The sequence below is a fragment of the Pseudomonas sp. C9D1 genome, assembly GCF_056491235.1.
Map to the genome: position 1 here is coordinate 528,211 of NZ_JBSZIE010000002.1, position 21,051 is coordinate 549,261.

Here is a 21,051-nt window from a genome sequence, read left to right on the forward strand (position 1 = left end):
TCCAGATATCCGACGGATTGTTTGGGATCGGCAAACAGTGATGGACAAGCTTGCGCGTTTATCGCCCCTGCGCAAGGGCCTAGAGTCGCCTCCATCGTTGACCCCGGGTCGCATCGACCCACCACTGGAGTACCTCCCCATGACCCAACGCGACGTCGTTTTCCCGCCCGGCCGCCAGGCGCTCTATGAGCGCAACCGCTACTCGCCGGCCATCCGTTCCAATGGCTTCCTGTTCGTCTCCGGGCAGGTGGGCAGCAACCCCGACGGTTCCCCCGAGCCGGACCTCAAGGCCCAGGTGCGCCAGGCCTTCACCAACCTCAACGCGATCCTGGGCGAGGCCGGCTGCAGCTTCGACGACGTGGTCGACGTCACCGTGTTCATGGTCGACCCGCAGGCGAAGTTCGAAGCCATCTGGGAGGTGGTGCCGGAGTTCTGGGGCGCCGCGCCGCACCCGACGCTGACCGCCGTGGGCGTGACCTGGCTCTATGGCTTCGATTTCGAGATCAAGGTGATCGCCAGGTTGCCAGGCTGACCGCCACGTCTCAGGGTTCGTCCCGCTCCCGCGCGGGGGCGACGAACCACTGCTCCCGCGGCACCCACTTCTCCTGCTGCGGGTCGCCCAGGTAGTGCGGCGACATGATCTGCACGCCGTACTCGTTGAATACATCCTGGACATTGGCGTGCAGCTCGCTCAGCAGCTCGGCGCGGGGCCGCGGCTCGCTGGGGATGGCCTGCGCCACCAGGCGGTATTCGGGGTAGAAGTCCGACAGCGCCGTCTGGAACACCTGCGGGGCCGGCTGCTCGAGAATGCCCGCCGTGCGCCGCGCCGCCTCCAGCAGCATCGCCTCCACCTGGCGCCAGGGCGTGTCGTAACCGATGGTTACGGTGGTATCGACCACGTAGCCGGGGCCCTGCACGGCGCGCGAGTAGTTCTTGGTCACGCTGCTGGTGATCATCGAGTTGGGGATGGTCAGCACCTCGCCCAGCCCGGTACGCACCCGCGTGGTGAACATGCCCAGCTCGGTGACCGTGCCCTCGTGCTCGCCGATGCGCACGAACTCGCCCACCCGCAACGTGCGCGTGTAGGTGAGGATCAGCCCCGCCGCCGCCTGCCCCACCACGCTGGAGGCGCCGAGGGAAATCATCAGCCCCACCAGCACCGAAAGCCCCTTGAACGCCTCGGTACCCGCCCCCGGCAGGTAGGGATAGGCCATGGCCAGGGCGAACAGCCAGATCGCCAGCGAGGTCAGCCGGGTGGTGGTGGGCAGCGTCTCCTGGTTCAGCCAGCTGAGGGTTCCCGGCGTCGCCATCCGCCGCAGCACGCGTCGGCTGAACGCCGTCACGCCCCGGGCGATGAAGAAGATCGAAATGGCCAGGATCAACCCCGGCACCGCACCGATGATGCCCTGCAACAGATAACCGGCCACCTCCAGCAGGTAGCTGTTGAGGCTCTCGCCCCAGGGCCGTGTATAGGGGAAACGCGACAGCACGAAGCTCAGCCACTCATAGGTCAACAGCAGGATCAAGGCCCAGCGGATCGCCCAGAACACCCGGCCCACCAGGGGGTACAGGTAGCGCAGGTCGAGCACCGGCGTCGGCCCGACGCGAAAGGCCTGGGCATGGCGCGTCATCACGCCAGGCAAGCGCTCCAGCAGCCTGCTGCGGACGAACTGAATGGCCTTGAGTGCGGCGAAGAACAACAGGGTCGCCAGCGCGGAATACCCCGCCGCCTCGGCGATGAAACGCAGGCTGCGCGCCTGCTGCGTCTCGGTCACCACCAGGCGCAGCTTCTCGGCGGCGTCCTGGGCGGCCTCACGAACGGAATGCGCCACCAGCGGGTCGACATCCTCCGGCGCGACGATAAAGGCACGGCGGTCGCCGAGCAGCACCAGGTAATCGTCACCCACGGCGTCGACCCGGACGTCGAGCCGCTCGGTGCCTTCCAGCGCCTCGCCGATCACCGCCTTGGCTCGCCTGGCCCGCAGCTCCGGGCCCTCGCCCAGCACCACGGCGCGGAATACCAGGATGCTGCGATTCACCACCTTGAGTTCAGCGGTCTGGGCGCCGCCTTCGGCCGCCGGCTCCACCCCCTGCGCCAGGGTTGGCGCCAGCGCGCACAGGCACAGCGCCAGCCAGCCCCAAAACCCGCCGCGCCATGCGCTCGGCCCCACTGCCTTGTGGCTACTTCCCATGTGCTCTACACCCCGGACGATGGCTCGACGCTGGGAGAGTAGAACAGCTTCGTGCGCCTGTCGGCGGCTCCCGCTCTAGGCTGCCGTAACGCAGCCTCAGTCGGCGTTCTGGCGCCCCGCCCCCACCGGAACGACGGCAGGCACTGCGAGCGCCGCGTCCTCGGCCACAACGGCTTTGGGCGGCGCCGCCTTGAGCCGCGACACACCGAACAGCACCAGTACCAGCCCGACCAGCTGGTAGGCCGAGATGGCCTCGTTCAGCAACGCCCAGGACGCCAGGATGGTCAGCACCGGCCCCAGGTTGCCCACGGCGGCGGTGTGGGTGGTGCCCAGGCGCTGGATCGCCAACGCCATCCAGTAGATCGGCAGCACGGTGGAGAGCAGCGCCATCAGCGCGGTGTACAGCCACACCGAAGCCGGCAGCGTGGCCAACTGGGTGAAGTCGGCCGCCACGCCGTAGTGCGCCAGCACCATCAGCGCCGAGGCGCCCCCGGCCAGGCCGGCCAGGCGCATGGAGCCGATGCGTTTCACCATCACGCCGGTGCCCAGGTAATAGAGCGCATAGGTCACCGCGCTGGCGAACACCCAGGCGGCGCCGATCATCACCTGCGTGCCCATGTCGGTGCTGCCGATGTCGTGCATCAGCGCGACCCCGAGCCCCAGGTAGCACAGGCCCATGGCGAGCAAGGTGCGCCCGCTCGGCCGCTCACGGAAGATCAGCGCCTGGAACACCAGCACCAGCGTCGGGTAGGTGAACAGGATCAGCCGCTCCAGGCCGGCGCTGATGTATTCCAGCCCGTAGAAGTCGAACAGGCTGGACAGGTAGTAGCCGAACATCCCCAGCAGCAGCACGCGAAACCAGTCGCGGCCGGACAAGGCCACCTCACCGGTGCCGCGGCTCAGCCACAGCAACCAGGCGAACAGGGGCAACGCCAGGCCCATGCGCATCGCCAGGAGGGTCACCGCATCCACGGGCGCAGCCGCATAGGACAGCTTGACGAAGATCGCCTTGAGGCTGAATCCGGCGGCCGAAAGCACGGCGAAGAGGCTGCCGTTGGCGGCGCTGCGTTTATAGAGGGAGAGCAAGGCGTTCATCAGGTATCCGGTCTGCAAGGTGGCTACCGTTATTCTGAAGCGAAGGCGCCAGCGCTAGAATCGCTTTTTACCGAACGGCCCCTTCTTCAAAGGAGAACGCCCTTGCACTTCGATCTCGCCGACCTGCGCCTGCTCACCGCCATCGCCGCCACCGGCAGCCTGAGCAAGGCCGCCGCCACCTTCCCCGTGGCCGTCTCGGCGGCCAGCACCCGGCTGCGCCAGTTCGAGGAACGCTGCGGGCTGGCCCTGTTCGTGCGCAAGGCCGATGGCATGAGCCTGACACCCACGGGGCGGCTGGTGCTGGAAGGCTGTCACGGCGTGCTGCACGAGGCGCAGAAGCTCAAGGACACCCTGCAGGAGCTCGCCGGCCAGCGCCGCATCACCCTGCGCCTGGCGGCCAGTACCGTGGCCAACAGCACCTTCCTGCCCGCCACCCTGGGGCCCTTCCTCGCCGACTACCCGGAAGTGGACCTGCAGCTCACCGAACTGAACAGCCGCGACGTGCTGCGTGGCGTGCAGGCCGGCGAATTCGACATCGGCGTCTACGACGGCAACCTGCCCACCGGTGGGCTGGTCTCCATGCCGTTCCGCGACGACCGCCTGGTGCTGCTGGTGCCCCAGGACCACCCGCTGGCCGGCCGCCGCCAGGCGCACATGCGCGAGGCCCTGGGCTTCGCCTTCGTCTGCCTGCCGCCGGAGCGCGCCATGCAGCGCTTCATCGAGGAGATGGCGCTGAACTACGCCGTGCCGCTGAAGGTGCGGGTGCGTGCGCCGAGCTTCGACGCCATCGCCCAGCTGGTGGCCCAGCGCGCCGGCATCGCCATGCTCCCTGAAGCGGGCGCCACACGCCTGGCGCAGGAACTGCCGGTGGCCATCGTCAGCCTGGAGAACACCTGGGCGACACGGGAGTTGCGCTTGTGCATCAAGGGCCAGGAGGCGCTGTCATCCCATGCACGGCAGCTGCTCGCCCACCTGGCCACGCCCGCCTAGCAGGCCCGCAGAAGGCGCGCCCTAGATGAAGCGCCCGACGCGATTGCGCCCCGCCTTCTTCGCCTCGTAGAGCGCCGCATCGGCGCGTTGCAGCAGGGTTTCGGCGGCCTCGCCCTGCCCCGGCACCATGGCGGCGACACCGATGCTGACGGTGACCCGGCCGAAGGTGGATAGCTCATGGGGCAAGGCCAGCTCCTCGATGGCCTGCACCAGGCGCTGGGCGATGCCCTGGGCGCCGGCCGCATCGGTCATGGGCACGAGGAAGACGAACTCCTCGCCGCCATAACGCGCCACCAGGTCGCTGGAACGGCTGACGGTGCTGGCCAGCACCTGGGCGATGCGTTGCAGGCAGGCGTCGCCCGCCGGGTGGCCATAGTGGTCGTTGTAGCGCTTGAACCAGTCGACATCGAGAATCGCCAGCGCCAGGGGCTCACCCGTGCGCTGGGCGCGGTGCCATTCCTGCTGCAGCACCTCGTCGAAGTGGCGGCGGTTGGCGATGCCGGTCAGGGCGTCGGTCAGGCTCAGGGTCTCCAGCTTGCTGTTGAGCGCCTGCAACTCGTCGGTGCGCTGGGCCACGCGCAGCTCCAGCTCGCGCTCCGAGCCCTGCAGTGTCTCCACCAGCTTTTCCTGGGCCTGCAGCAGTGCCTCCTGCACCCGCGCCTTGTCGCGGCGCATCACGTTGAAACGGTCCGCCAGGGCGAAGGCCAGCACGATCATCTCCATGGCCGAGCCCAACTGGATGCCGTCCACCGTGAACATGTTGGTGGGCATCAGGCCCATGGCCCGCAGCGTGGTCATGGCACCGCCGAACATCAGCAGGGCGAAAGCCGCGAGGAAGAACCAGGCGCTGCGCTGGCGCTTGATCACCCCGGCCAGGGCCACGCCCAGCACCACCACGGCCGTGGCCAGGTTGAAGTAGACCGCCAGGCGCGAGAACAGCGGCAAGGCGATGGCGTAGAGCAATGGCGTCACCAGGTAGAGCGCGACCATCGCCAGCAGCAGCCGGTCCACCCTCGGCATCAGTTGGTCGGTGCGCAGCATGCGCCGGGTGAACAGCAGCATCGCGCTGAGGGCCAGGGACACGCCCGAGTAATAGGCGACGTTGGAGTTGAGCGGCAGCCCGGCGATGGCCCAGTCCGGCGCCAGGCCGTTCTTGATCGCCAGGGTGAAGGCGGTGCAGGAAACGAAGGCCACGTAGAGCAGGTACACCCGGTCGCGCAGGGCCACGAACAGCATCAGGTTGAACAGCACCATGGCGGTGGCGATGCCGAAGTACCAGACCTTGCTCACGTAGTCGTCGCGCTCGTAGGCGTGGAAGGCCTCCACCGGCCACAACTGCAACGGCACCAGCAGCCCCACGCTGGACGCCACGCGCAGGTAGATCACCTGCTCGGAATGCGCCGGCAGCAGCAGCGGGAAGACGAAGTTGCGGTTGGCGTATGCCTTGCTCGAGGGCGCCACGTCGCAGCCGGTGGCGGTGGCGTGGTAGACGCCATGAGCATCCGGGATATGCGCCTCGACATGGGAAATGCGCGGGTTCTCCACCACCAGCATGCGCCGCAACGGCGTATCACCCGGGTTGTGCAGCATCAGGCGCAGCCAGAAGGCCGAGCGGGTGAAACCCAGCGCCAGGGCATTGCCGGGCGGCTGGTCACCCTGGAAGCGCGCCGCCAGCGCGGGGGCCTGTACATCGGCCAGGGTGAAGGACCGCTCCGGGTCTTCCAGCAGCGACACGTAGGGAGTCAGGGACAGCGCGGCCTTGTCCACCGCCGCGGCATCGACCACCCGCTCGCCCGCGCCGGCCGGCAGCGCCAGCAGGGTCAGTACGAACAGAAGCCAGGAAGACAGCTGACGGGAAAGGCGGATGGCATGCATGCGGCCAGGTACCAGCAGAGCCCAGGGGAGCCACGGATGGCGGCCGCATCGAACGCAGGCCGTCGCACCGTGACAGGGCGGAAGTCTACAAGACAACCCTCGAACCCGGCGAGCACCGGGCCGGTACCGCCTCCCACCAGCGAATGTGCAGGGGGTCTCAGCGCGGTATCACAGGGGCGCGCCGCCTGGCCCCGAGCCTGTATGTTCGCTGGCAGAACCACCTTGCCTGGCCCCCTGGAACGGAGAAGACCCCATGAAGGAACTGGAAGCCTGCCCCGCCTGCTCGGCGCTCTTCCCGGCGCGCAAGGCGCTCGTCGCCAGTGGCGTGGGCGTCAACCAGATCGCCTTCGCCGCCAGGATGCAGGTGCGCTGCCCCGAGTGCCGGCACGTGTTCACCGCCCGCACCCTGCACCTGTTCGGCTTCCTCCCGCCCAACGGCCTGCGCTGGGTGGTGCTGGGGCTCGTGGTGGCCTGTGTGGTGTTGGCGAAGGTGCTGCCTGGCTGAAGGGCAGAAACGTCACGTAGAATCCGCTCGCTCGCAATAAATGAAAGGCTCACTTACAGGAGGTTTTAATGAGCTGGCGATACGTGACATGGGTCTTGAATCGATCAAGGTTGGGCACCGTTTTATTGGTGCTTACGGGACTGGCGGGCTGTACAAACGCCATTAAACCGGAAGATCTTTCTACACCCAGCCGACCAACGTGCGTAGAGATTCCTCAGCGCTTGGTTGCATCCGGCAAATACGGATTGCTCAAGATCGAGTGGGAAATTCACTTGGAGCGCGGCCCTTATCTTTCCGAGAAAGAAGATGCCGAAGGCACGTACTACAGAGCCCCGCCAGGCGGCGTCTACATCGAGCGGGTAGGCCAGAAAGACAGTCCGCCAGGCGTCTCAACGCATATGAACTACGACGGTGGTTTCATCATTCCCCATGATCAGACCAGACCACCGCGCCTGTATCACTACGACTCGGTAAGCTCGGTACCTGTACAGGTACCTCCAGAGGAGGCCAACTGCTCCACCGCTGGATACATAGCCGACCCAAGCAGTGAAAAAGTCAGCCTAATAGGTTTCATGGCAGGAGGGGCTTTGGGTGGAGTCGTTGGCCAAGCGGTAGTTGGCAGCAGCCACCTCAACTACGGACAAGCCGCGGCAGGGGGCGCAATTGCCGGTGTAATCGTCGCTTCGCTTATCAACATGGATGTTGGGAAGATCGTGCCTGGGATGAGAATTGAAGATCAGGTGTTTCTAAACAAGTTACGCGCACTCCATGCCCAAGCCGTTCCCCTTGAGAAACTGCCGTTCACCAAGGCAGAGATGGAAATCGAGACTGCTGAGCGAAGACCGAACTAACCGGTACTGGGTAAATGCACATTCCCCCTATGAAACACCTCCGACCGATGAGATTGCCTCTGGTCGGAGGTAAGCGTTTTGACATTGCTCTTGTACAGCCACAGCTACTCCCCCTTCTCCCTTTCCCTCTCCCCCTGCACCAACTCCGCCTCCCGCCGCTCACGGTTCAGCTCATCCATCACTTGCTGGAAGATCGGGTCCTGTTCGCTGCAGACCGCGCCATCGCGCTTCAGGGCGCAGGGGTCGACGCGAGCGGGCGGCGGCTCATCCGCTCCAGGTTGTGCCACCGCTGCACCGGCGCTGAGCACGAGTGCTAGCAGCAGGCCGGGTTTCCATGGCATAGCGCACCTCGTCCGCATCGCCGTCTTCATCCCTGCACCCGCCCGAAGCGCTGCCGGTATTGCACGGGCGTCAGTTCGGTCAGTTCCTTGAACATGCGCGTGAGGTTCGAATCGCTGCTGAAGCCCAGCTCGTCGCTGATGGTCTTCAGCGGGGCGGAGGTCAGGGTCAGGCGCTCGCTGACCTGGCTCAGCTTGATGCGCCGCGCATAGGTGGCCGCCGCCACCCCGGTTTCATCGCGCACCTTGCGGGCCAGGGTGCGCTCCGACATGCCCAGTTCGGCCGCCAGCTTCTGCACCGTGATCTGCTCGGCCGGCAGCCCCTGCACCAGGCCGTGCAGGCGGCGCAGCAATGGGCTGGGCTGCTCGATCAGGCTGAGGGATTGGAAGGCATCGTGCACCTGGGCCGGGCGTGGCAACACCATCAAACGGTCGAGGTCGTGGAACACGCTCTGGCTCACCTGCCGCTCGATCAGGGCCTGGGCCAGCGGCAGGTAACCGTTGACACCACTGGCGGTGGCGCTGCGTGTGTTGAAGATGCAATTGCTCTCGCTCTGCCAGCGCACCTTGGGGTAGCGCTTGAGCAATGCATCCGCCAGCCACCAGGTCACGGTGGCGGGCTGCCCATCGAGGCGGCCACTGGCGGCGACCAGGCACACGCCCGTGCAATAGCTCCACAGCTGGCAGCGCTTGTGCAGCCGAGCCAGGGCACCCAGCAATGCGGCGTTGCCGGCCAGCATCGCCTCGACCTGTTGCGGAGACTCCGCCCAGAAGCCCGGAATCAGCACGGCATCCAGCTCGCCCTCGGCGATGCCCTGGCTCGCCGCCAGCACCAGCCCATGGGCGCACTCCACCGGGCCGCCGTGCATGCCCACGAAACAGGTTTCGAACAACTCGCCCCCGGCCAGGCGGTTGGCCGCGTGGAGCATGTCGCCAAAAGCCAGCAGCCCCGCGGGCATGCAACCGGGAAACAACAGCAGGCCGATCTTCATAGGGGCACCGTGGCGGAGAATGACGTGACTGGAAATGAATGAACTATGTCCATTCCCGCCATTATCGCCAGACCCGGTCCTCGGCACCATGGCGCCATACCCTAGGAGGAACACATGATGAAGATCCAGCAACTCCGCAACGCAACGATCATTCTCGACCTGGGCCAGCAGCGCATCCTGGTGGACCCCATGCTGGCGCGCAAAGGCACCCTGCCCTCGCTGCGCATCTTCGCCGGGCGGCAGCGCAACCCCACGGTCGAGCTGCCCGAATCGGCCCCGCAGGCGCTGGAGTCCGTCACCCATTGCCTGATCACCCACTGCCAGAAAGGCCACTTCGACCACCTGGACCGCGCCGGTACGCGCTGGCTGCGGGAGCGGCAGATCCCGGTCATCTGCACCCCGCACGACGCGCCCTACCTGGCGCGGCTGGGCTTGAACGTGCAGCCGCTGCCGGAGGGGCACGCGGAGCCGGTGCCCTTTTTCGGCGGGACCATCCGCACCGTGCGCTGTACCCACGGCAAGGGCCTGGTCGGGCGCCTGATGGAGCACGGCGTCGGCTACCTGATCGAAATGCCCGGCGAACCCAGCCTGTACCTGGCCGGCGACACCATCCTCACGCCCGGGGTGCGCGACTTCGTGCTGCACCATCAGCCCCAGGTGTGCGTGGTACCGGCCGGTGGCGCGCGCTTCGATATCGGCGACGACATCATCATGGGCCTGGACGAGGTGCTCGAATTCACCCGCCTCAGCCGGGGCATCGTGGTCGCCAATCACCTGCAGGCCATCAACCACTGCCCGGTCACCCGCGAGGAGCTCGCGGAGGCAGCGCACGCCAGCGGCCTGGCCCGGCGCCTGCTGATTCCCGCCGACGGTCAGGTGCTGGAGCTGGCCTGAGGCAGCAGGCCTGTCCGATTTCCATCGTTTTTTGTCCGGAGCGCTTCTCGCGCTCCACGCCTGGCGGCTGGTTCACTGCACCCCGGTGAAACACCTTCCACCCGGCAGAGAAAACAATGAGAAGAACCGCTGCGTATCGCCCCACCTTCATCTACATCCCCGACTGCCAACCGCTATACGCCGAGGCCGCCCGATGAGCCGCCTCTCGGTAAAACGCCTGCTGCTGGCATCCGCCCTGCTGGTGGGCGGCATCGTCCTGGTGCTCGCCACGCAACTGGGCATGCGCCTGTGGCACTTCCACACCCTGTTCGACCCCGAGCGGATCACCCAGAACTTCCGCTCCATGCCGACGATCTTCCAGGCGCGCCCGATCCCCAAGGGCCCCGTGAGCGCCCCCCTGCAGACGGCGCCCAAGGCGCTGGTGGAGCGCTTCCACTTCCAGGGCCGGGACCAGGCCCTGGGTGACTGGCTGGTGACCTCGGGCACCACCGGCATGCTGGTCATGGCGGCCGACCGGGTCGTCTACGAGCAGTACTTCCGGGGCAACCGCGAGGATTCCCGAGCCATCTCCTGGTCGGTGGGCAAGTCCTTCGTTTCCGCCCTGGTGGGCATCGCCCTGAAGGAAGGTGCGATCCGCGATATCCGCGACCCGGTCAGCGACTACGCGCCCGCGCTCAAGGGCAGCGGCTACGACGGCGTGCCGCTGCAGGACGTGCTGGAAATGGCTTCTGGCATCGCCTTCAACGAGGACTACGCCGACCCCGAGGCGGGCATCAACCAGCTGGGCCAGACCATCGCCCTCGGCGGCTCGGTGGACGCCTGGGTGGCGCAGCTCAAAAGCGCCGGCGCCTCCGGCACCGAGCACCACTACGTGAGCGTGGACACCCAAGTGCTGGGCATGGTGCTCAAGGGCGCCACCGGCCGCGACCTCGCCGACTACATGGCCGAGAAGCTGTGGTCGCCCCTCGGCGCCGAGTGCGACGGCCAGTGGCTGACCGACAACGACGGCGCGGAGATCGCCTTCGGCGGCCTCAACCTGTGCCTGCGCGACTACGCCCGCTTCGGCCTGCTGTACCTGCACGAGGGCCGCAACCTGGCGGGCGAGCAGATCGTGCCGCGGCAGTGGGTGCAGCAATCGGTCACCCCCGCGAAGGATTTCCTCCGCCCCGGGCGCTATAAGGAGCAGGGCCAGCCGAACCTCGGCTACGGCTACCAGTGGTGGGTGCCGCAGGGCGACGAAGGCGAGTACATGGCCGTGGGCGTCTATGGCCAGTTCATCTACGTCAACCCGACGCGCCGCGTGGTGATCGCCAAGACCTCCGCTTATGCACGCTACAACGAGGACGGCACGCGCATGGAATACGAATCGCTCGAAGCCTTCCGCGCCATCGCGCGCAACCTGTGATCCCTGAGGAGCCCGGCATGCCGCCGTCAGCGCTGACCTTCGACTTCGAGTGGCGACCGCTGCAGAACTACCTGCACGGCCGGGGCCTGGAGGCGCCGCAACTGCTGCTCGCCGACAGCCCCGACGAGCAGCCGCCCAGCCACGCCCTGTACGACTGGATCGTGCGCAACCACGGCGACGCCATCGACGGCCTGAGCCTGGGCGAGCACTACCGCGCCACCGATTACGGCATGGCCGGCCTCGCCCTGATGAGCGCGGAAACCCTCGCCGACGCCCTGAAGGTGGTCCGCGCCTACATGCTGCTGTTCAACCCGGACATCGCCGACATCCTGGTCGAGGCGCAAGGCCAGGGGGATGTCCGCGTCACCACCCGCTTCCGCACCCGGGCGGGCTGGGACGCCCGGCAGCGCCAGTTCCACGCGAACGTGCTGGCCTCCGCCGCCTATCACCTGTTCAACCAACTGATGGGCCGCCCGCTGCAGGGGCTCGGCCTGACCCTGCCCGCCGGGCTGGAGAGCACCCAGCCCTACCTCGCCTACTTCGGCATGCCGGTACGCTCCCGTGGCAGCGACATCGTCTTCCACCTGCCGGCGGGCCTGCTCGAATCGGCGATCCCCACCGCCAACCCGGCGGTGTTCCAGGCGGCCCTGGCGCTGGCCAGCGAGGGCTTCAACAAGCTGCTGGAGAGCGAGATGGGCGGCACCCGCCAGCGCGTCACCGCCCTGCTCGCCTCGCTGCCGGACCGTTACCCGGACATCGGCCAGATCGCCCAGCACCTCAAGCTCACCGAACGCACCCTGCGCCGACGCCTGGCCGACGAGGGCTGCAGCTACCGGCAGATACTCGACCAGGCCCGCCTGCAGCGGGTGCGGGAACTGCTGGGGCGCACCCAGCTGACCACCGAACAGATCGCCGAGCTGCTCGGCTACAACGACGGCTCCAGCCTGCGCCAGGCCTTCCGCCGCTGGACCGGCACCACGCTCAACCAGTACCGCCAGGGCCTTCTCCGGGAAGCATCGGAAGACGGAGGGAGAGCCGGTGGTTAGACTGGCCGCCCTTCCCCAGGCATGAGCCGACCATGACGCTCCCCACCGTGCGACGCGCCCGCAGCGCGGATACCGAAGCTCTCGTGGCGCTGGACCCGATAGTCCGCGAGCAGCCGAGCCGCAAGGCCTTCATCGCCAACGCGGTAGCGGCCGACCAATGCTGGGTAGCGGTGGAAACCCACGATGATTCGACGCTGCTCGGCTACGGCGTGCTCGACCGCTCCTTCTTCGAACACGACTTCATCGCCCTGGTGATGGTGAAGGACGGGGCACGCCGCCGAGGCGTCGCCTCAGCGCTGATGGCGGAGCTGGAGCGGCAGTGCACCGGGCCCAAGCTGTTCACCTCGACCAACGCCTCCAACGCACCGATGCTCGCCCTGCTGGCCCGGCATGGCTTCACCCCCAGCGGCCGCATCGACAACCTGGATGACGGCGACCCCGAACTGGTGTTCGTCAAGTTCACCGCTCACGCCGGCAACGGTTGATCGCGGGTTTTCAGTTTCCTTCGAGGCGCTCCAGCAGGTTCTGCAACTCTGCTTCCGCTGCCTTCAGTGACGCCTCCATGGCGATCTCCCACGGGCGGCGCAGGGGCTCCAGGTCACGCTCGCTGTCGACCTTCAGGCACCACTGGAAGTGGTCGTGCCAATCCCCCAGCGCGCCCTGCACGGCCTTGAGGGACGCGGCGGCCTTGGCGGTGACCGGCGACAGGCTCGGGTAGGCGTCGTGGGCGTAGCGCATGCGCTTGACCAGGATGCGCAATGCGTGGCGGTCGTAGGCCGGGTCGCGCAGTGCGGCCACCAGCGTGTCGCGCTGCTTCTTCAGGCGCTTGCGGATGAAGTCGCGCAACGCCCGCAGCTCGCCCGCACGCTGGGCATCACGGAACTGCTCCGGCCAGTCATCGAGGCTGGCCATCAGCGTGCGAATGGTGGGGCTGTCCTCGACCATGCGATAGCCCTGCTCCAGACGCTGGCGGCGCAGTTGCGCCAGGTCGGGCAGCCCCTGACGCTCCAGCTCGATGATCATCACTTCCAGGTCGCGGATCGGCGTGGTCAGCCGCCCCACCTCCGCTGCCGCGGTATCCAGCTCACGCACCGACTCCAGGTTGCGAATGGGCCGCAGCAGACTGCGCAGCCGCCGCAGGCCGATGCGCAGGTCATGCAGGGCTTCACCATCGGTCCGGCACAACAGGCGCACGCTGCTGTGGTGAATCCCCAGCTCTATGCGCAACACCTGCTCAACGATCGAATCGACGAAGGACATCGGGCTCTCCAGGGGTGGGAAGGTCAGTGGCCAGGGGCAATTCCGCGCCGAGCATAAAGGTCGGGAGGGAGTGCCAGGAACACGGAATTCGTTAATCCATTTTTCATCCGGCGGATGCAGGCTACGCCGCCCACATGACCGTCATGCCTTCACGTGCAGCACCATGGCGCCGAGCAGCACCAGGGTCACGCCAACCACTTGCACGGGCGCCAGCCGCTCCTTGAAGAACAGGTAGCCGAGGATAGCCGCGATCCCGCCGGACAGCGTGCTGATCACCGTCACCACCGACACCGAGCCAGCCATGGCGCCGAACGCGAAGGCCGAGAAACCGCCCAGGTTCATCAGGCTGGTGCCCGCCAGCGCGAAGGCATGCCGGGGCGCGGGCGGCTTGAGGCTGCCACCGCGGCTCAGCATCAGTACCAGCAACAGGCTGACGCCCACCAGGTAGCCCAGCCAAAGCATGCCCACCGTGCCCAGGCGCGGCAGGGTGAAGTGCCCCTGCAACCACAGGCTGGTGCCGTACAGCAGCGCCCCGAGCAGTGCATAGGCGATGGAGCGGCGCGGCTCGACATGATGCGGCGTGTCGGACCCACGGGTGATGCTGGAGAGGATCACACCGACTACGCACAGGCCGATGCACGCCAGCTGCAACCCGCTGAGCCGCTCGCCACCCAGCCAGGCAAGCAGGGTGGTGACCACGCCATAGGAGGTAACCACCGGCGCGACGATCGACGCCTTGCCGATGGAGAAGGCCTTCGACAGCGCCAGCGCGCCGCACAGGGTGAAGCAGGCCGCCAGCACGCCCATGCCCCAGTCCCCCGGCGCGGCGTCGGTCAGCTTGAGCAGGAAGGCGGGAAACACCACGAGCAGCAGGCTCATCAGCAACAGCCCCAGGGTCTGGCTGAAGAACACCGCGCGCTGCACGCCCACGGCCCGGGCATTCAACCCGACCATGAAATCCGTTCCACCCCAAAGCAGGGCCGCAAGCAACCCCATGAGCACATCCATGCTCAGCCTCCGCTACCGTGCGCGTCGAGAAAAAGACTCCGACTATGCAACGGCGAATGGGCGGCCAGCCAGTATCAGTTCGGGTGTTTCTGTCCATAGCAGTTCGCGTGCGGGGCCAGGGGGAGATGGCAGGTCACGGCTTCGCCTCCTGCACGGCATCCGGCCCCGCCACCGGCTCGATGCCCCACTCCCCCTGTTCGTGCCAATCCTCGCCGAAGGTCTCCACCGGGTGCATGGTGCGGTCCGCGCCATTGCCGCAGGCCAGATCACTCGCCGCGCAATAGCGGTCGCAGCCCCAGCAGATGCGCTCGGGGTGCTTGGGGTTGAGGGGAAAGGGCTTGGCCATGTGGACGCTCGGGCTTCGGCTACGGGTTGCCCCAACGTTACCGTGCCCATCCACGTGCGCCTTGACCGCGATCAAGCCTGTTCCGTGGGAGCGGTTTCAACCGCGAAAAACATCCAGCGGCCGCCTAGAGCCTATGCAGCAAGCCCTCCAACTGGCTGCGCTCCCATTGGCTCAACAGCTGAGTGGGGTCGGTGCCGAACCGCGCCCAGGCCTCGGGCGCGCCCTGCCGGCCGTCCGCCGAGGTGCAGGCGCTGCAGTGGTCGAGGTGGCCGAATTCGTTGTACAGCGTCAGCCGCCAGCCATCGACAGCGAGCTCGACGTCGCCGCGATGGTCCCGGCTCCAGCCCTGCTCCGTGCCACGGCGCATAAGGCGCACACCCAGGGCGATGTCCTTGAGCAGTTGGTAGACCTCGCGTGCACTGAGGGAGCCATCGGATTTCATGGGGTTCTATCGTTTGAAGTGTTATTGAACGGTGCTGGGAGCGGAGCTTATCGCTGGCAAGTGATGGAGTGCGAGGTATCGCAACGGAGTAACCAATCAATCCATCCGGGTATCCCGCGAGCGATATAAGAACAACGCAATGGCCTCCTGTGCTCATTGCCTGTTCAAACACGATCGAATAGCCAGGCCGACGTTATCGCTCTTTCACCCGCAACAAAAAGCCCGCCGAAGCGGGCTGTTTGCAACTGGGCAGAAGCGGTTACTGCAGCCAGCTTTCCACGGTTTCAGCACCGTGTTCGGCTTTCCAGGCTTTCAATACGCCGTGGTTGCCGCCCTTGGTTTCGACGCGCTCGTTGGTCTTCGGGTTGATATAGACCTTCACCGCGCGCTCGCGGCGCTGACCGCCGGCTTTAGCGGCAACGGGGCTGCGCGAAACGCTCGGGTCGAGGATGGCGATCACATTGCGCAGCGAGAAGTTGTACTCGCCCAGCAGCGAACGCAGCTTCTGTTCGAATTCGATTTCACGCTTGAGTTCTTTATCGTTCTTCAGTGCATCGAGTTGAGCCAGTTGTTCGGCCAGCTTGGCTTCGAGAGCCTTGAATTCTGCAAGTTTGGACATGGAAAACCTTCGGGTGGGTTGCTTCAGTGATTCTGACAGGCAAGCGCACGCAGAGTTTACTGGATCCCAGAGTTTTATCGCTGTTATTTACACTCGACGCGCCTCTTTTCTCATTGTCTTAGTTGGCGTTACTCCCGCCCGGCCTTTGATCGGGCCCTGATCATTAGGTGATCGGGCAGGCACCGCCATGGAACGATGGAAGCACATTGAATGACCGATGAGCAGGCGCGTCCAATACCCGCAGGACGCCCGTACCGGCGCTCCCGCGGGCTTTACAAACCCTGAAAAGGAACTAGTTTTCAGTGCCTCGCAGCTCTGCTTTATTCTTTGCGCGGACGCAGCTGATTCACGCTATTCATGAAGGAGAAAGAGCAATGGCGACATTCGAACCCGGCCACCTGCATATCGAGCGTCATGCGCTGAACGAGCACGACTTCAGTTACAACCTGTGCATCGACTACGAGGTCACCACGGACCCCAAGGAAGGCAAAGGCATGCTCTTCACCGTCCATGGCAGCATCTTCAACAAGGAACTGAAGGAGTCCTTCTTCCTGCCCAAGGACCTGGCCTATAACTTCGCCAGCAACATCACCAAGATCGCCGAAAAATACGGCATTCCCAAAGCCATGAGCAGCATTGGCTCGATGCACAAACACTACGATGCGATGTTCGAAGATGTGCGCGCGCAGCTGAACATGAAGTCCGGCGACCCGGTCAACCCCGAACACCTGGAATAATCCCGCCTCCCTTCGCCGTGCCCTTGCCTCGCTGCAAGGGCCCGCGCCCCTCTCGTCAGCCCCTCACGTTCCGGAACCCACGCCGCCGCCGGCATTGAACAGGTGCTCGAAGCCCTGCAGCGTGCTGTCGACGAAGCGTGCATCGGTGGTACCGGCCGGGAACTGCAGCACGCCATGGATCACCAGCGACGCCAGGCCGTGGGTGTAGGACCAACCCGCCAGCGCGGCGCGGCGGACCTCGGCGCTGTCCATGCCCTGGCCGAGGATCTCGGCGATGATCCGCCGCAGCTCGCCAAAGGCCCGGTCCCGCGCCTCGATGTAGTCGAGGGGCATCTCGCCGCTGGCCAGTTCCGGGCCGAACATCAACTGGTACAGCGCCGGGTTGGCCCGGGCGAAGCTGAAGTAGGCCAGGCTGGCGTCACGCAGTTTCTGCAGGCCGGTGCTGCCGCCATCTTCGATACGCAGCACGGCGCCCAATTCACGAAAGCCCTGGGCCGCCAACTGGCCCACCAGCTCGGCGCGGTTGGCGTAGTGGTGGTAGGCGGCCGTCGAACTCACCCCCACCCGCTCCGAAACCGCCCGCAGCGACAGCTTGCTGGGGCCCACTTCCTCCAGCATCTCCCGCGCGGCATCGAGCAGTTGCGGGGCGAGATTGCCGACGTGGTAGGTGTCGCGGGCGCGTTGAGGTGTCTTGCTCATGGGCGGCGGGGGCCTTGATTTCGTGGGCGGCGGGGCGTCGCGATCTTAGCACTCGGAAAAATCTTGACGCTGCAAAGATCGAATCTTAGCATCGCCAAGATTATCCGCCCCCGAGGTGTTTCCATGGCCCCAACCTATGAGTGTTTCGCCGTCAGCGTCGACAACGGCGTCGCCCACCTGCAGCTCAATCGCCCCGACAAGGCCAACAGCCTGACGCGCGCCTTCTGGAGTGAACTGCCCGCCGCCGTCGACCAGTTGAGCCGCTCGGGCTCGGTGCGGGCGCTGGTCATCTCCGCCCAGGGCAAGGTGTTCTGCGGCGGTCTGGACCTGCAGATGTTCTCCGCCGCCAAGGAATTCCACGCCAACAACCCGCAGGAACGCGAGGTGCTGCAGGTCAACCTGGAGCGCATGCAGGGCGCGCTCAATGCCCTGGAACAGGCACGCTTCCCGGTGATCGCTGCCGTCCAGGGCGCCTGCATCGGTGGCGGCTTCGACCTGATCGCCGCCTGCGACCTGTGCTTCGCCACCGAGGCGGCGAAGTTCCGCATCGAGGAAACCAACATCGGCATGATGGCCGACCTCGGCATCCTGCAGCGCCTGCCCCGGCTGATCCCGGCCGGCGTGGCCCGCTACCTGGCGCTGACCGGCGACACCCTGGACGCCGCCGAAGCCCATCGCCTGGGGCTGCTGGCCAAGGTCTTCGCCACCCCGGAAGCCCTGCTCGAAGGCGCCTTCGCCGCCGCGCGGAGAATCGCCGAGCGCCCGCCGGTGGCCATCAACGGCATCAAGCGCTCGATGCTCTACAGCCGCGACCACGGCGTCTACGAATCCCTCCAGCACACGGTGCTGTTGCAGAGCGCCATCCTTAGCGGCCAGGACATCCTCCGCGCCGTCGGCGCACGAGCCAGCGGCACCCCGGCGCAGTTCGACGACCTGCATGCATTGCAGGACCGCTTCTAAAAAGCGCCTGCGCTCGACGACTTTTCGTGCAAACCCTAGCCCCCCCTTTTTTTGACCAAATCTTATCGTTGATAAGTTTGAGGTGAGCGATGACCCATTACGACGCCGTGGTGATCGGCGCCGGCAACGCCGGGCTGACCGCCGCAACCGCGCTGCAGCGCGGCGGTGCCCGCACCCTGCTGCTGGAGCGCCACAACATTCCCGGGGGTTGCGCCACCTCCTTCGTGCGCGGTGACTTCGAGTTCGAGGTGGCGCTGCACCAGCTCAGCGGCCTGGGCACCGAGGACAAGCCCTTCGTGATGCGCAAGTTCTTCGACGAGCTCGGCGTGCTGGACAAGGTCGAGTTCATCCAGGAGCACGCTCTGTACCGCCTGGCCGTGCCCGACGAACTGGACGTCACCCTGCCGGCCAGCTGGTCGGGCATCCGCCGCCTGCTGCAGGGCATGTACCCGGCGGAGAGCGAGGCCATCGAGCGCTTCATGCTGGTCTGCGAGAAGGTCACCCTGGAAAGCTTCATGACCCTGCCCCAGGCCAGCCGCGCCAACAGCGAGGCCATGCTCGAATCGCTCTGCCCCTACTACGTGAAGTACGGCTTCCGCCCCGCGCGGGAGGTGCTGGACGAGTTCTTCACCGACGCCAAGCTGAAGAACATCCTCGCCACCTACTGGCTCTACCTGGGCGTGCCACCGACCATGCTGCCCTTCGCCGACCTGGCGACCATGCTCTACGCCTACGCGGTGTTCAAACCCTGGCACATCAAGGGCGGCTCCCAGGCCATGTCCAGCGCCCTGGTGGAATCCTTCCTCGAAGCCGGTGGCGAGGTGCGCTTCAACTGCGGCGTGGAGCGCATCCACACCCAGGGCGGGCGCATCTGCGGGGTAAGCCTGGAAGGCGGCGAACGGGTCGCCTGCAAGGCGGTGGTGTCCAACGCCAGCCCGCTGATCACCTTCAACGAACTGCTCGACCTCGAACGCCCGCCGCTGAAGGTCCAGCAGGACTTCAAATCCCGGCGCATGGGCACCTCGGCCTTCGTCATCTACCTCGGGCTGGATTGCACCCCCGGGGAACTCGGGGTCACCACCGCCTCCAGCTTCATCTACGAAACCCTCGACGAGGAGCAGATCCACGCGCGCATGGGCAGCCTGGAGCCACCGCTCGGCGGCATGCTCACCTGCTACAACCTCGAAGACCCTAGCGCCGCGCCGGCGGGCAAGAGCCAGGTGGTGCTGGTCTGCCTGCAATACGGCGAGGTGTGGAAGGCCGTGCCACCCGAGCGCTACGCGCAGACCAAGTACGCATTCGCCGAGAAGCTCATCGCGGTGATCGAGAAGGTCTACCCCAAGGTGCGCCAGTACATCGAAGAGGTGGAAGTGGCCACGCCGCTGACCATGATGCGCTACCTCAACACCCCCGGCGGCGCCATCTACGGCTTCCAGCAAAGCGCCCAGGACTCGGCCCTGCTGCGCGAACGCCTGGATGCCGTGCCCGGGCTCTACATGGCGGGTTCCTGGACCTCCATGGGCGGCTTCCAGCCCACCTACATGGCGGGCGAATCCACGGCCAGGGCCGTGCTCAAGCAGTTGAAGACCACGGAGGTGGAGCATGTCTGACCGCAACCCGATGAACCGCATCGCCGGCTACGCCGAAGCCCTCGCCGCCAAGCAGGCCCTGGAACTGAGCGGCAGCGACTTCGAGGAAGTGCGCGGCGAAGTGGGCAGCACCGTGGTGCAGCTGCACCCCAAGCGCCTGTCGCTGGAAGTGGTCGAGATCATCGACGACACGCCCAGCACCAAGACCCTGCGGCTGAAGGCGAGCGACCGCAAGCCGCTGCCGCCCTTCCAGGCGTGCCAGTACATCAACCTCTTCGTCGAGATCGACGGTGTGCTCACCGCCCGCCCCTACGCCATGTCCTCCCCGCCCGGCGAGCGTGGTCACTATGACCTCACGGTAAAGCGCGCCAAGGGCGGCTTCGTCTCCAGCTACCTGCTCGACCACGTGAGCGTGGGGCAGCACCTGACCAGCTCCGGGCCCATGGGCACCTTCCACCACAACCCGCTTTTCCACGGTGACGACCTGGTGTTCCTCGCCGGCGGTTCGGGCGTAGCCCCGGCGCGCAGCATCCTGCTGGACCTGCTCGGGCGCGACCTGCCGCAGCGCTTCCACCTGGTCTACGTGAACAGCCATGTGGACGACGTAATCTTCGAACACCAGCTGCGCGAGCTGGCCGCGCACCATGAAAACGTCCGCCTCACCGAGGTGATCTCGCGGCCGCCCGCCGGCTATCAGGGCCTCGCCGGCCGCCTGACCCGCGAGCTGCTGCAGGCGCAACTGGGCGCTGTCGACGGCAAGATGTTCTACATCTGCGGCCCCACCCCCTTCAACGAAAGCTGCGTCGCGCTGCTCACCGAGCTGGGCGTGCCCCGTCGGCGCATCCGCGTCGAGGCCAACGGCGCGCCCAAGTCCCCGGACCAGCAACCGGGCTGGCCCGCAGGCGTGGCGCTGGAAGACGAGGTGCAGGTCACCGTGCGCGGCCGTGGCAGCTTCCGCAGCCAGGTCGGCGAGCCCCTGCTCAACGCCCTGGAACGCAACGGCTACTTCGCCGAGAACGCCTGCCGCTCCGGCGAATGCAGCCTGTGCCGGGTCAAGCTGCTCTCCGGCCCGGTGTTCAACCCCCAGGAAGCGCACCTGCGCAAATCCGACCGCGACTTCGGCTGGATCTATTCCTGCGTGGCCTTCCCCACCGGCGATATCGAAGTCCTGCTCTAGGCGGGCACCGGCACCACCGCATCACCCATAA

General features: G+C 66.3%; 23 protein-coding genes. 12 read left to right on the top strand and 11 right to left on the bottom strand.

The window, feature by feature from the left end; translation table 11 throughout:
- The first annotated feature begins 139 nt into the window (after window positions 1-139).
- Window positions 140-532, top strand: a complete 393-nt coding sequence (locus ACXI0U_RS10655) for a RidA family protein (RefSeq protein ID WP_265170579.1) — start codon at window positions 140-142, stop codon at window positions 530-532.
- A 10-nt stretch (window positions 533-542) separates the two neighbouring features.
- On the opposite strand, the gene ACXI0U_RS10660 is transcribed toward ACXI0U_RS10655, so the two are convergent.
- Together ACXI0U_RS10660 and ACXI0U_RS10665 are read right to left on the bottom strand one after the other, a co-directional pair.
- The gene (locus ACXI0U_RS10660) at window positions 543-2,192 is read right to left on the bottom strand and encodes a mechanosensitive ion channel family protein (protein WP_431484586.1); all 1,650 of its coding nucleotides are present in this window, start codon (window positions 2,190-2,192) and stop codon (window positions 543-545) included.
- A 96-nt stretch (window positions 2,193-2,288) separates the two neighbouring features.
- Complete coding sequence (locus ACXI0U_RS10665) at window positions 2,289-3,287, bottom strand: DMT family transporter (protein ID WP_431484587.1); 999 nt, start codon at window positions 3,285-3,287, stop codon at window positions 2,289-2,291.
- 102 nt (window positions 3,288-3,389) lie between these two features.
- Here ACXI0U_RS10665 and ACXI0U_RS10670 point away from each other — a divergent pair, with 102 nt between their 5' ends.
- Complete coding sequence (locus tag ACXI0U_RS10670; protein WP_021220262.1) at window positions 3,390-4,277, top strand: LysR family transcriptional regulator; 888 nt, start codon at window positions 3,390-3,392, stop codon at window positions 4,275-4,277.
- Between the two features lie 21 nt (window positions 4,278-4,298).
- On the opposite strand, the gene ACXI0U_RS10675 is transcribed toward ACXI0U_RS10670, so the two are convergent.
- The gene (locus ACXI0U_RS10675; protein ID WP_431484589.1) at window positions 4,299-6,152 is read right to left on the bottom strand and encodes a diguanylate cyclase; all 1,854 of its coding nucleotides are present in this window, start codon (window positions 6,150-6,152) and stop codon (window positions 4,299-4,301) included.
- Window positions 6,153-6,405: 253 nt separating this feature from the next.
- Here ACXI0U_RS10675 and ACXI0U_RS10680 point away from each other — a divergent pair, with 253 nt between their 5' ends.
- Window positions 6,406-6,657, top strand: coding sequence for an MJ0042-type zinc finger domain-containing protein (locus ACXI0U_RS10680; protein WP_431484590.1), 252 nt, complete (start codon window positions 6,406-6,408; stop codon window positions 6,655-6,657).
- A gap of 68 nt (window positions 6,658-6,725) precedes the next feature.
- On the top strand, window positions 6,726-7,508 hold the full coding sequence (locus tag ACXI0U_RS10685; protein ID WP_431484591.1) for a hypothetical protein: 783 nt from the start codon (window positions 6,726-6,728) through the stop codon (window positions 7,506-7,508).
- 104 nt (window positions 7,509-7,612) lie between these two features.
- Here the strand turns inward: ACXI0U_RS10685 and ACXI0U_RS10690 are convergent, their stop codons facing one another.
- The gene (locus tag ACXI0U_RS10690) at window positions 7,613-7,849 is read right to left on the bottom strand and encodes a hypothetical protein (protein ID WP_431484592.1); all 237 of its coding nucleotides are present in this window, start codon (window positions 7,847-7,849) and stop codon (window positions 7,613-7,615) included.
- A 26-nt stretch (window positions 7,850-7,875) separates the two neighbouring features.
- Window positions 7,876-8,838: a GlxA family transcriptional regulator gene (locus ACXI0U_RS10695; RefSeq protein ID WP_316926118.1), complete on the bottom strand. Its 963-nt coding sequence runs from the start codon at window positions 8,836-8,838 to the stop codon at window positions 7,876-7,878.
- A 114-nt stretch (window positions 8,839-8,952) separates the two neighbouring features.
- On the opposite strand from ACXI0U_RS10695, the gene ACXI0U_RS10700 reads away from it, so the two are divergent.
- The 4 genes from ACXI0U_RS10700 to ACXI0U_RS10715 all read left to right on the top strand — a co-directional run bounded on the left by ACXI0U_RS10700 (window position 8,953) and on the right by ACXI0U_RS10715 (window position 12,668).
- Window positions 8,953-9,732: an MBL fold metallo-hydrolase gene (locus ACXI0U_RS10700; protein ID WP_431484593.1), complete on the top strand. Its 780-nt coding sequence runs from the start codon at window positions 8,953-8,955 to the stop codon at window positions 9,730-9,732.
- Between the two features lie 193 nt (window positions 9,733-9,925).
- The gene (locus ACXI0U_RS10705) at window positions 9,926-11,137 is read left to right on the top strand and encodes a serine hydrolase domain-containing protein (protein ID WP_431484594.1); all 1,212 of its coding nucleotides are present in this window, start codon (window positions 9,926-9,928) and stop codon (window positions 11,135-11,137) included.
- A gap of 17 nt (window positions 11,138-11,154) precedes the next feature.
- Complete coding sequence (locus ACXI0U_RS10710; protein WP_431484595.1) at window positions 11,155-12,183, top strand: helix-turn-helix transcriptional regulator; 1,029 nt, start codon at window positions 11,155-11,157, stop codon at window positions 12,181-12,183.
- A gap of 32 nt (window positions 12,184-12,215) precedes the next feature.
- Window positions 12,216-12,668, top strand: a complete 453-nt coding sequence (locus ACXI0U_RS10715) for a GNAT family N-acetyltransferase (protein WP_431484596.1) — start codon at window positions 12,216-12,218, stop codon at window positions 12,666-12,668.
- Between the two features lie 10 nt (window positions 12,669-12,678).
- Here the strand turns inward: ACXI0U_RS10715 and ACXI0U_RS10720 are convergent, their stop codons facing one another.
- The 5 genes from ACXI0U_RS10720 to ACXI0U_RS10740 form a co-directional block, all read right to left on the bottom strand.
- The gene (locus ACXI0U_RS10720) at window positions 12,679-13,443 is read right to left on the bottom strand and encodes a CHAD domain-containing protein (RefSeq protein WP_431484597.1); all 765 of its coding nucleotides are present in this window, start codon (window positions 13,441-13,443) and stop codon (window positions 12,679-12,681) included.
- 141 nt (window positions 13,444-13,584) lie between these two features.
- Entirely contained in the window at window positions 13,585-14,451 is an 867-nt protein-coding gene (locus ACXI0U_RS10725; protein ID WP_479550213.1) for an EamA family transporter, read from the bottom strand.
- A gap of 133 nt (window positions 14,452-14,584) precedes the next feature.
- Window positions 14,585-14,797, bottom strand: coding sequence for a DUF3079 domain-containing protein (locus ACXI0U_RS10730; protein WP_043243945.1), 213 nt, complete (start codon window positions 14,795-14,797; stop codon window positions 14,585-14,587).
- Window positions 14,798-14,921: 124 nt separating this feature from the next.
- Window positions 14,922-15,239, bottom strand: a complete 318-nt coding sequence (locus ACXI0U_RS10735) for a DUF7693 family protein (RefSeq protein WP_479550214.1) — start codon at window positions 15,237-15,239, stop codon at window positions 14,922-14,924.
- A gap of 259 nt (window positions 15,240-15,498) precedes the next feature.
- Window positions 15,499-15,858, bottom strand: coding sequence for a histone-like nucleoid-structuring protein, MvaT/MvaU family (locus tag ACXI0U_RS10740; RefSeq protein WP_021220249.1), 360 nt, complete (start codon window positions 15,856-15,858; stop codon window positions 15,499-15,501).
- Between the two features lie 374 nt (window positions 15,859-16,232).
- On the opposite strand from ACXI0U_RS10740, the gene ACXI0U_RS10745 reads away from it, so the two are divergent.
- Complete coding sequence (locus tag ACXI0U_RS10745) at window positions 16,233-16,595, top strand: DUF5064 family protein (protein WP_021220248.1); 363 nt, start codon at window positions 16,233-16,235, stop codon at window positions 16,593-16,595.
- Window positions 16,596-16,658: 63 nt separating this feature from the next.
- Here ACXI0U_RS10745 and ACXI0U_RS10750 read toward each other — a convergent pair whose 3' ends face one another.
- A complete protein-coding gene (locus ACXI0U_RS10750) occupies window positions 16,659-17,294 on the bottom strand; it encodes a TetR/AcrR family transcriptional regulator (RefSeq protein ID WP_043243951.1) in 636 nt (211 codons plus the stop codon).
- Window positions 17,295-17,417: 123 nt separating this feature from the next.
- Here ACXI0U_RS10750 and ACXI0U_RS10755 point away from each other — a divergent pair, with 123 nt between their 5' ends.
- The 3 genes from ACXI0U_RS10755 to ACXI0U_RS10765 all read left to right on the top strand — a co-directional run bounded on the left by ACXI0U_RS10755 (window position 17,418) and on the right by ACXI0U_RS10765 (window position 21,020).
- Window positions 17,418-18,254, top strand: coding sequence for an enoyl-CoA hydratase-related protein (locus tag ACXI0U_RS10755; protein WP_479550215.1), 837 nt, complete (start codon window positions 17,418-17,420; stop codon window positions 18,252-18,254).
- Between the two features lie 89 nt (window positions 18,255-18,343).
- Complete coding sequence (locus tag ACXI0U_RS10760) at window positions 18,344-19,864, top strand: phytoene desaturase family protein (protein WP_479550216.1); 1,521 nt, start codon at window positions 18,344-18,346, stop codon at window positions 19,862-19,864.
- Window positions 19,857-21,020: an FAD-binding oxidoreductase gene (locus ACXI0U_RS10765; RefSeq protein WP_479550217.1), complete on the top strand. Its 1,164-nt coding sequence runs from the start codon at window positions 19,857-19,859 to the stop codon at window positions 21,018-21,020. Before ACXI0U_RS10760 ends, ACXI0U_RS10765 begins: the two co-directional genes overlap by 8 nt.
- Window positions 21,021-21,051: the final 31 nt, after the last annotated feature.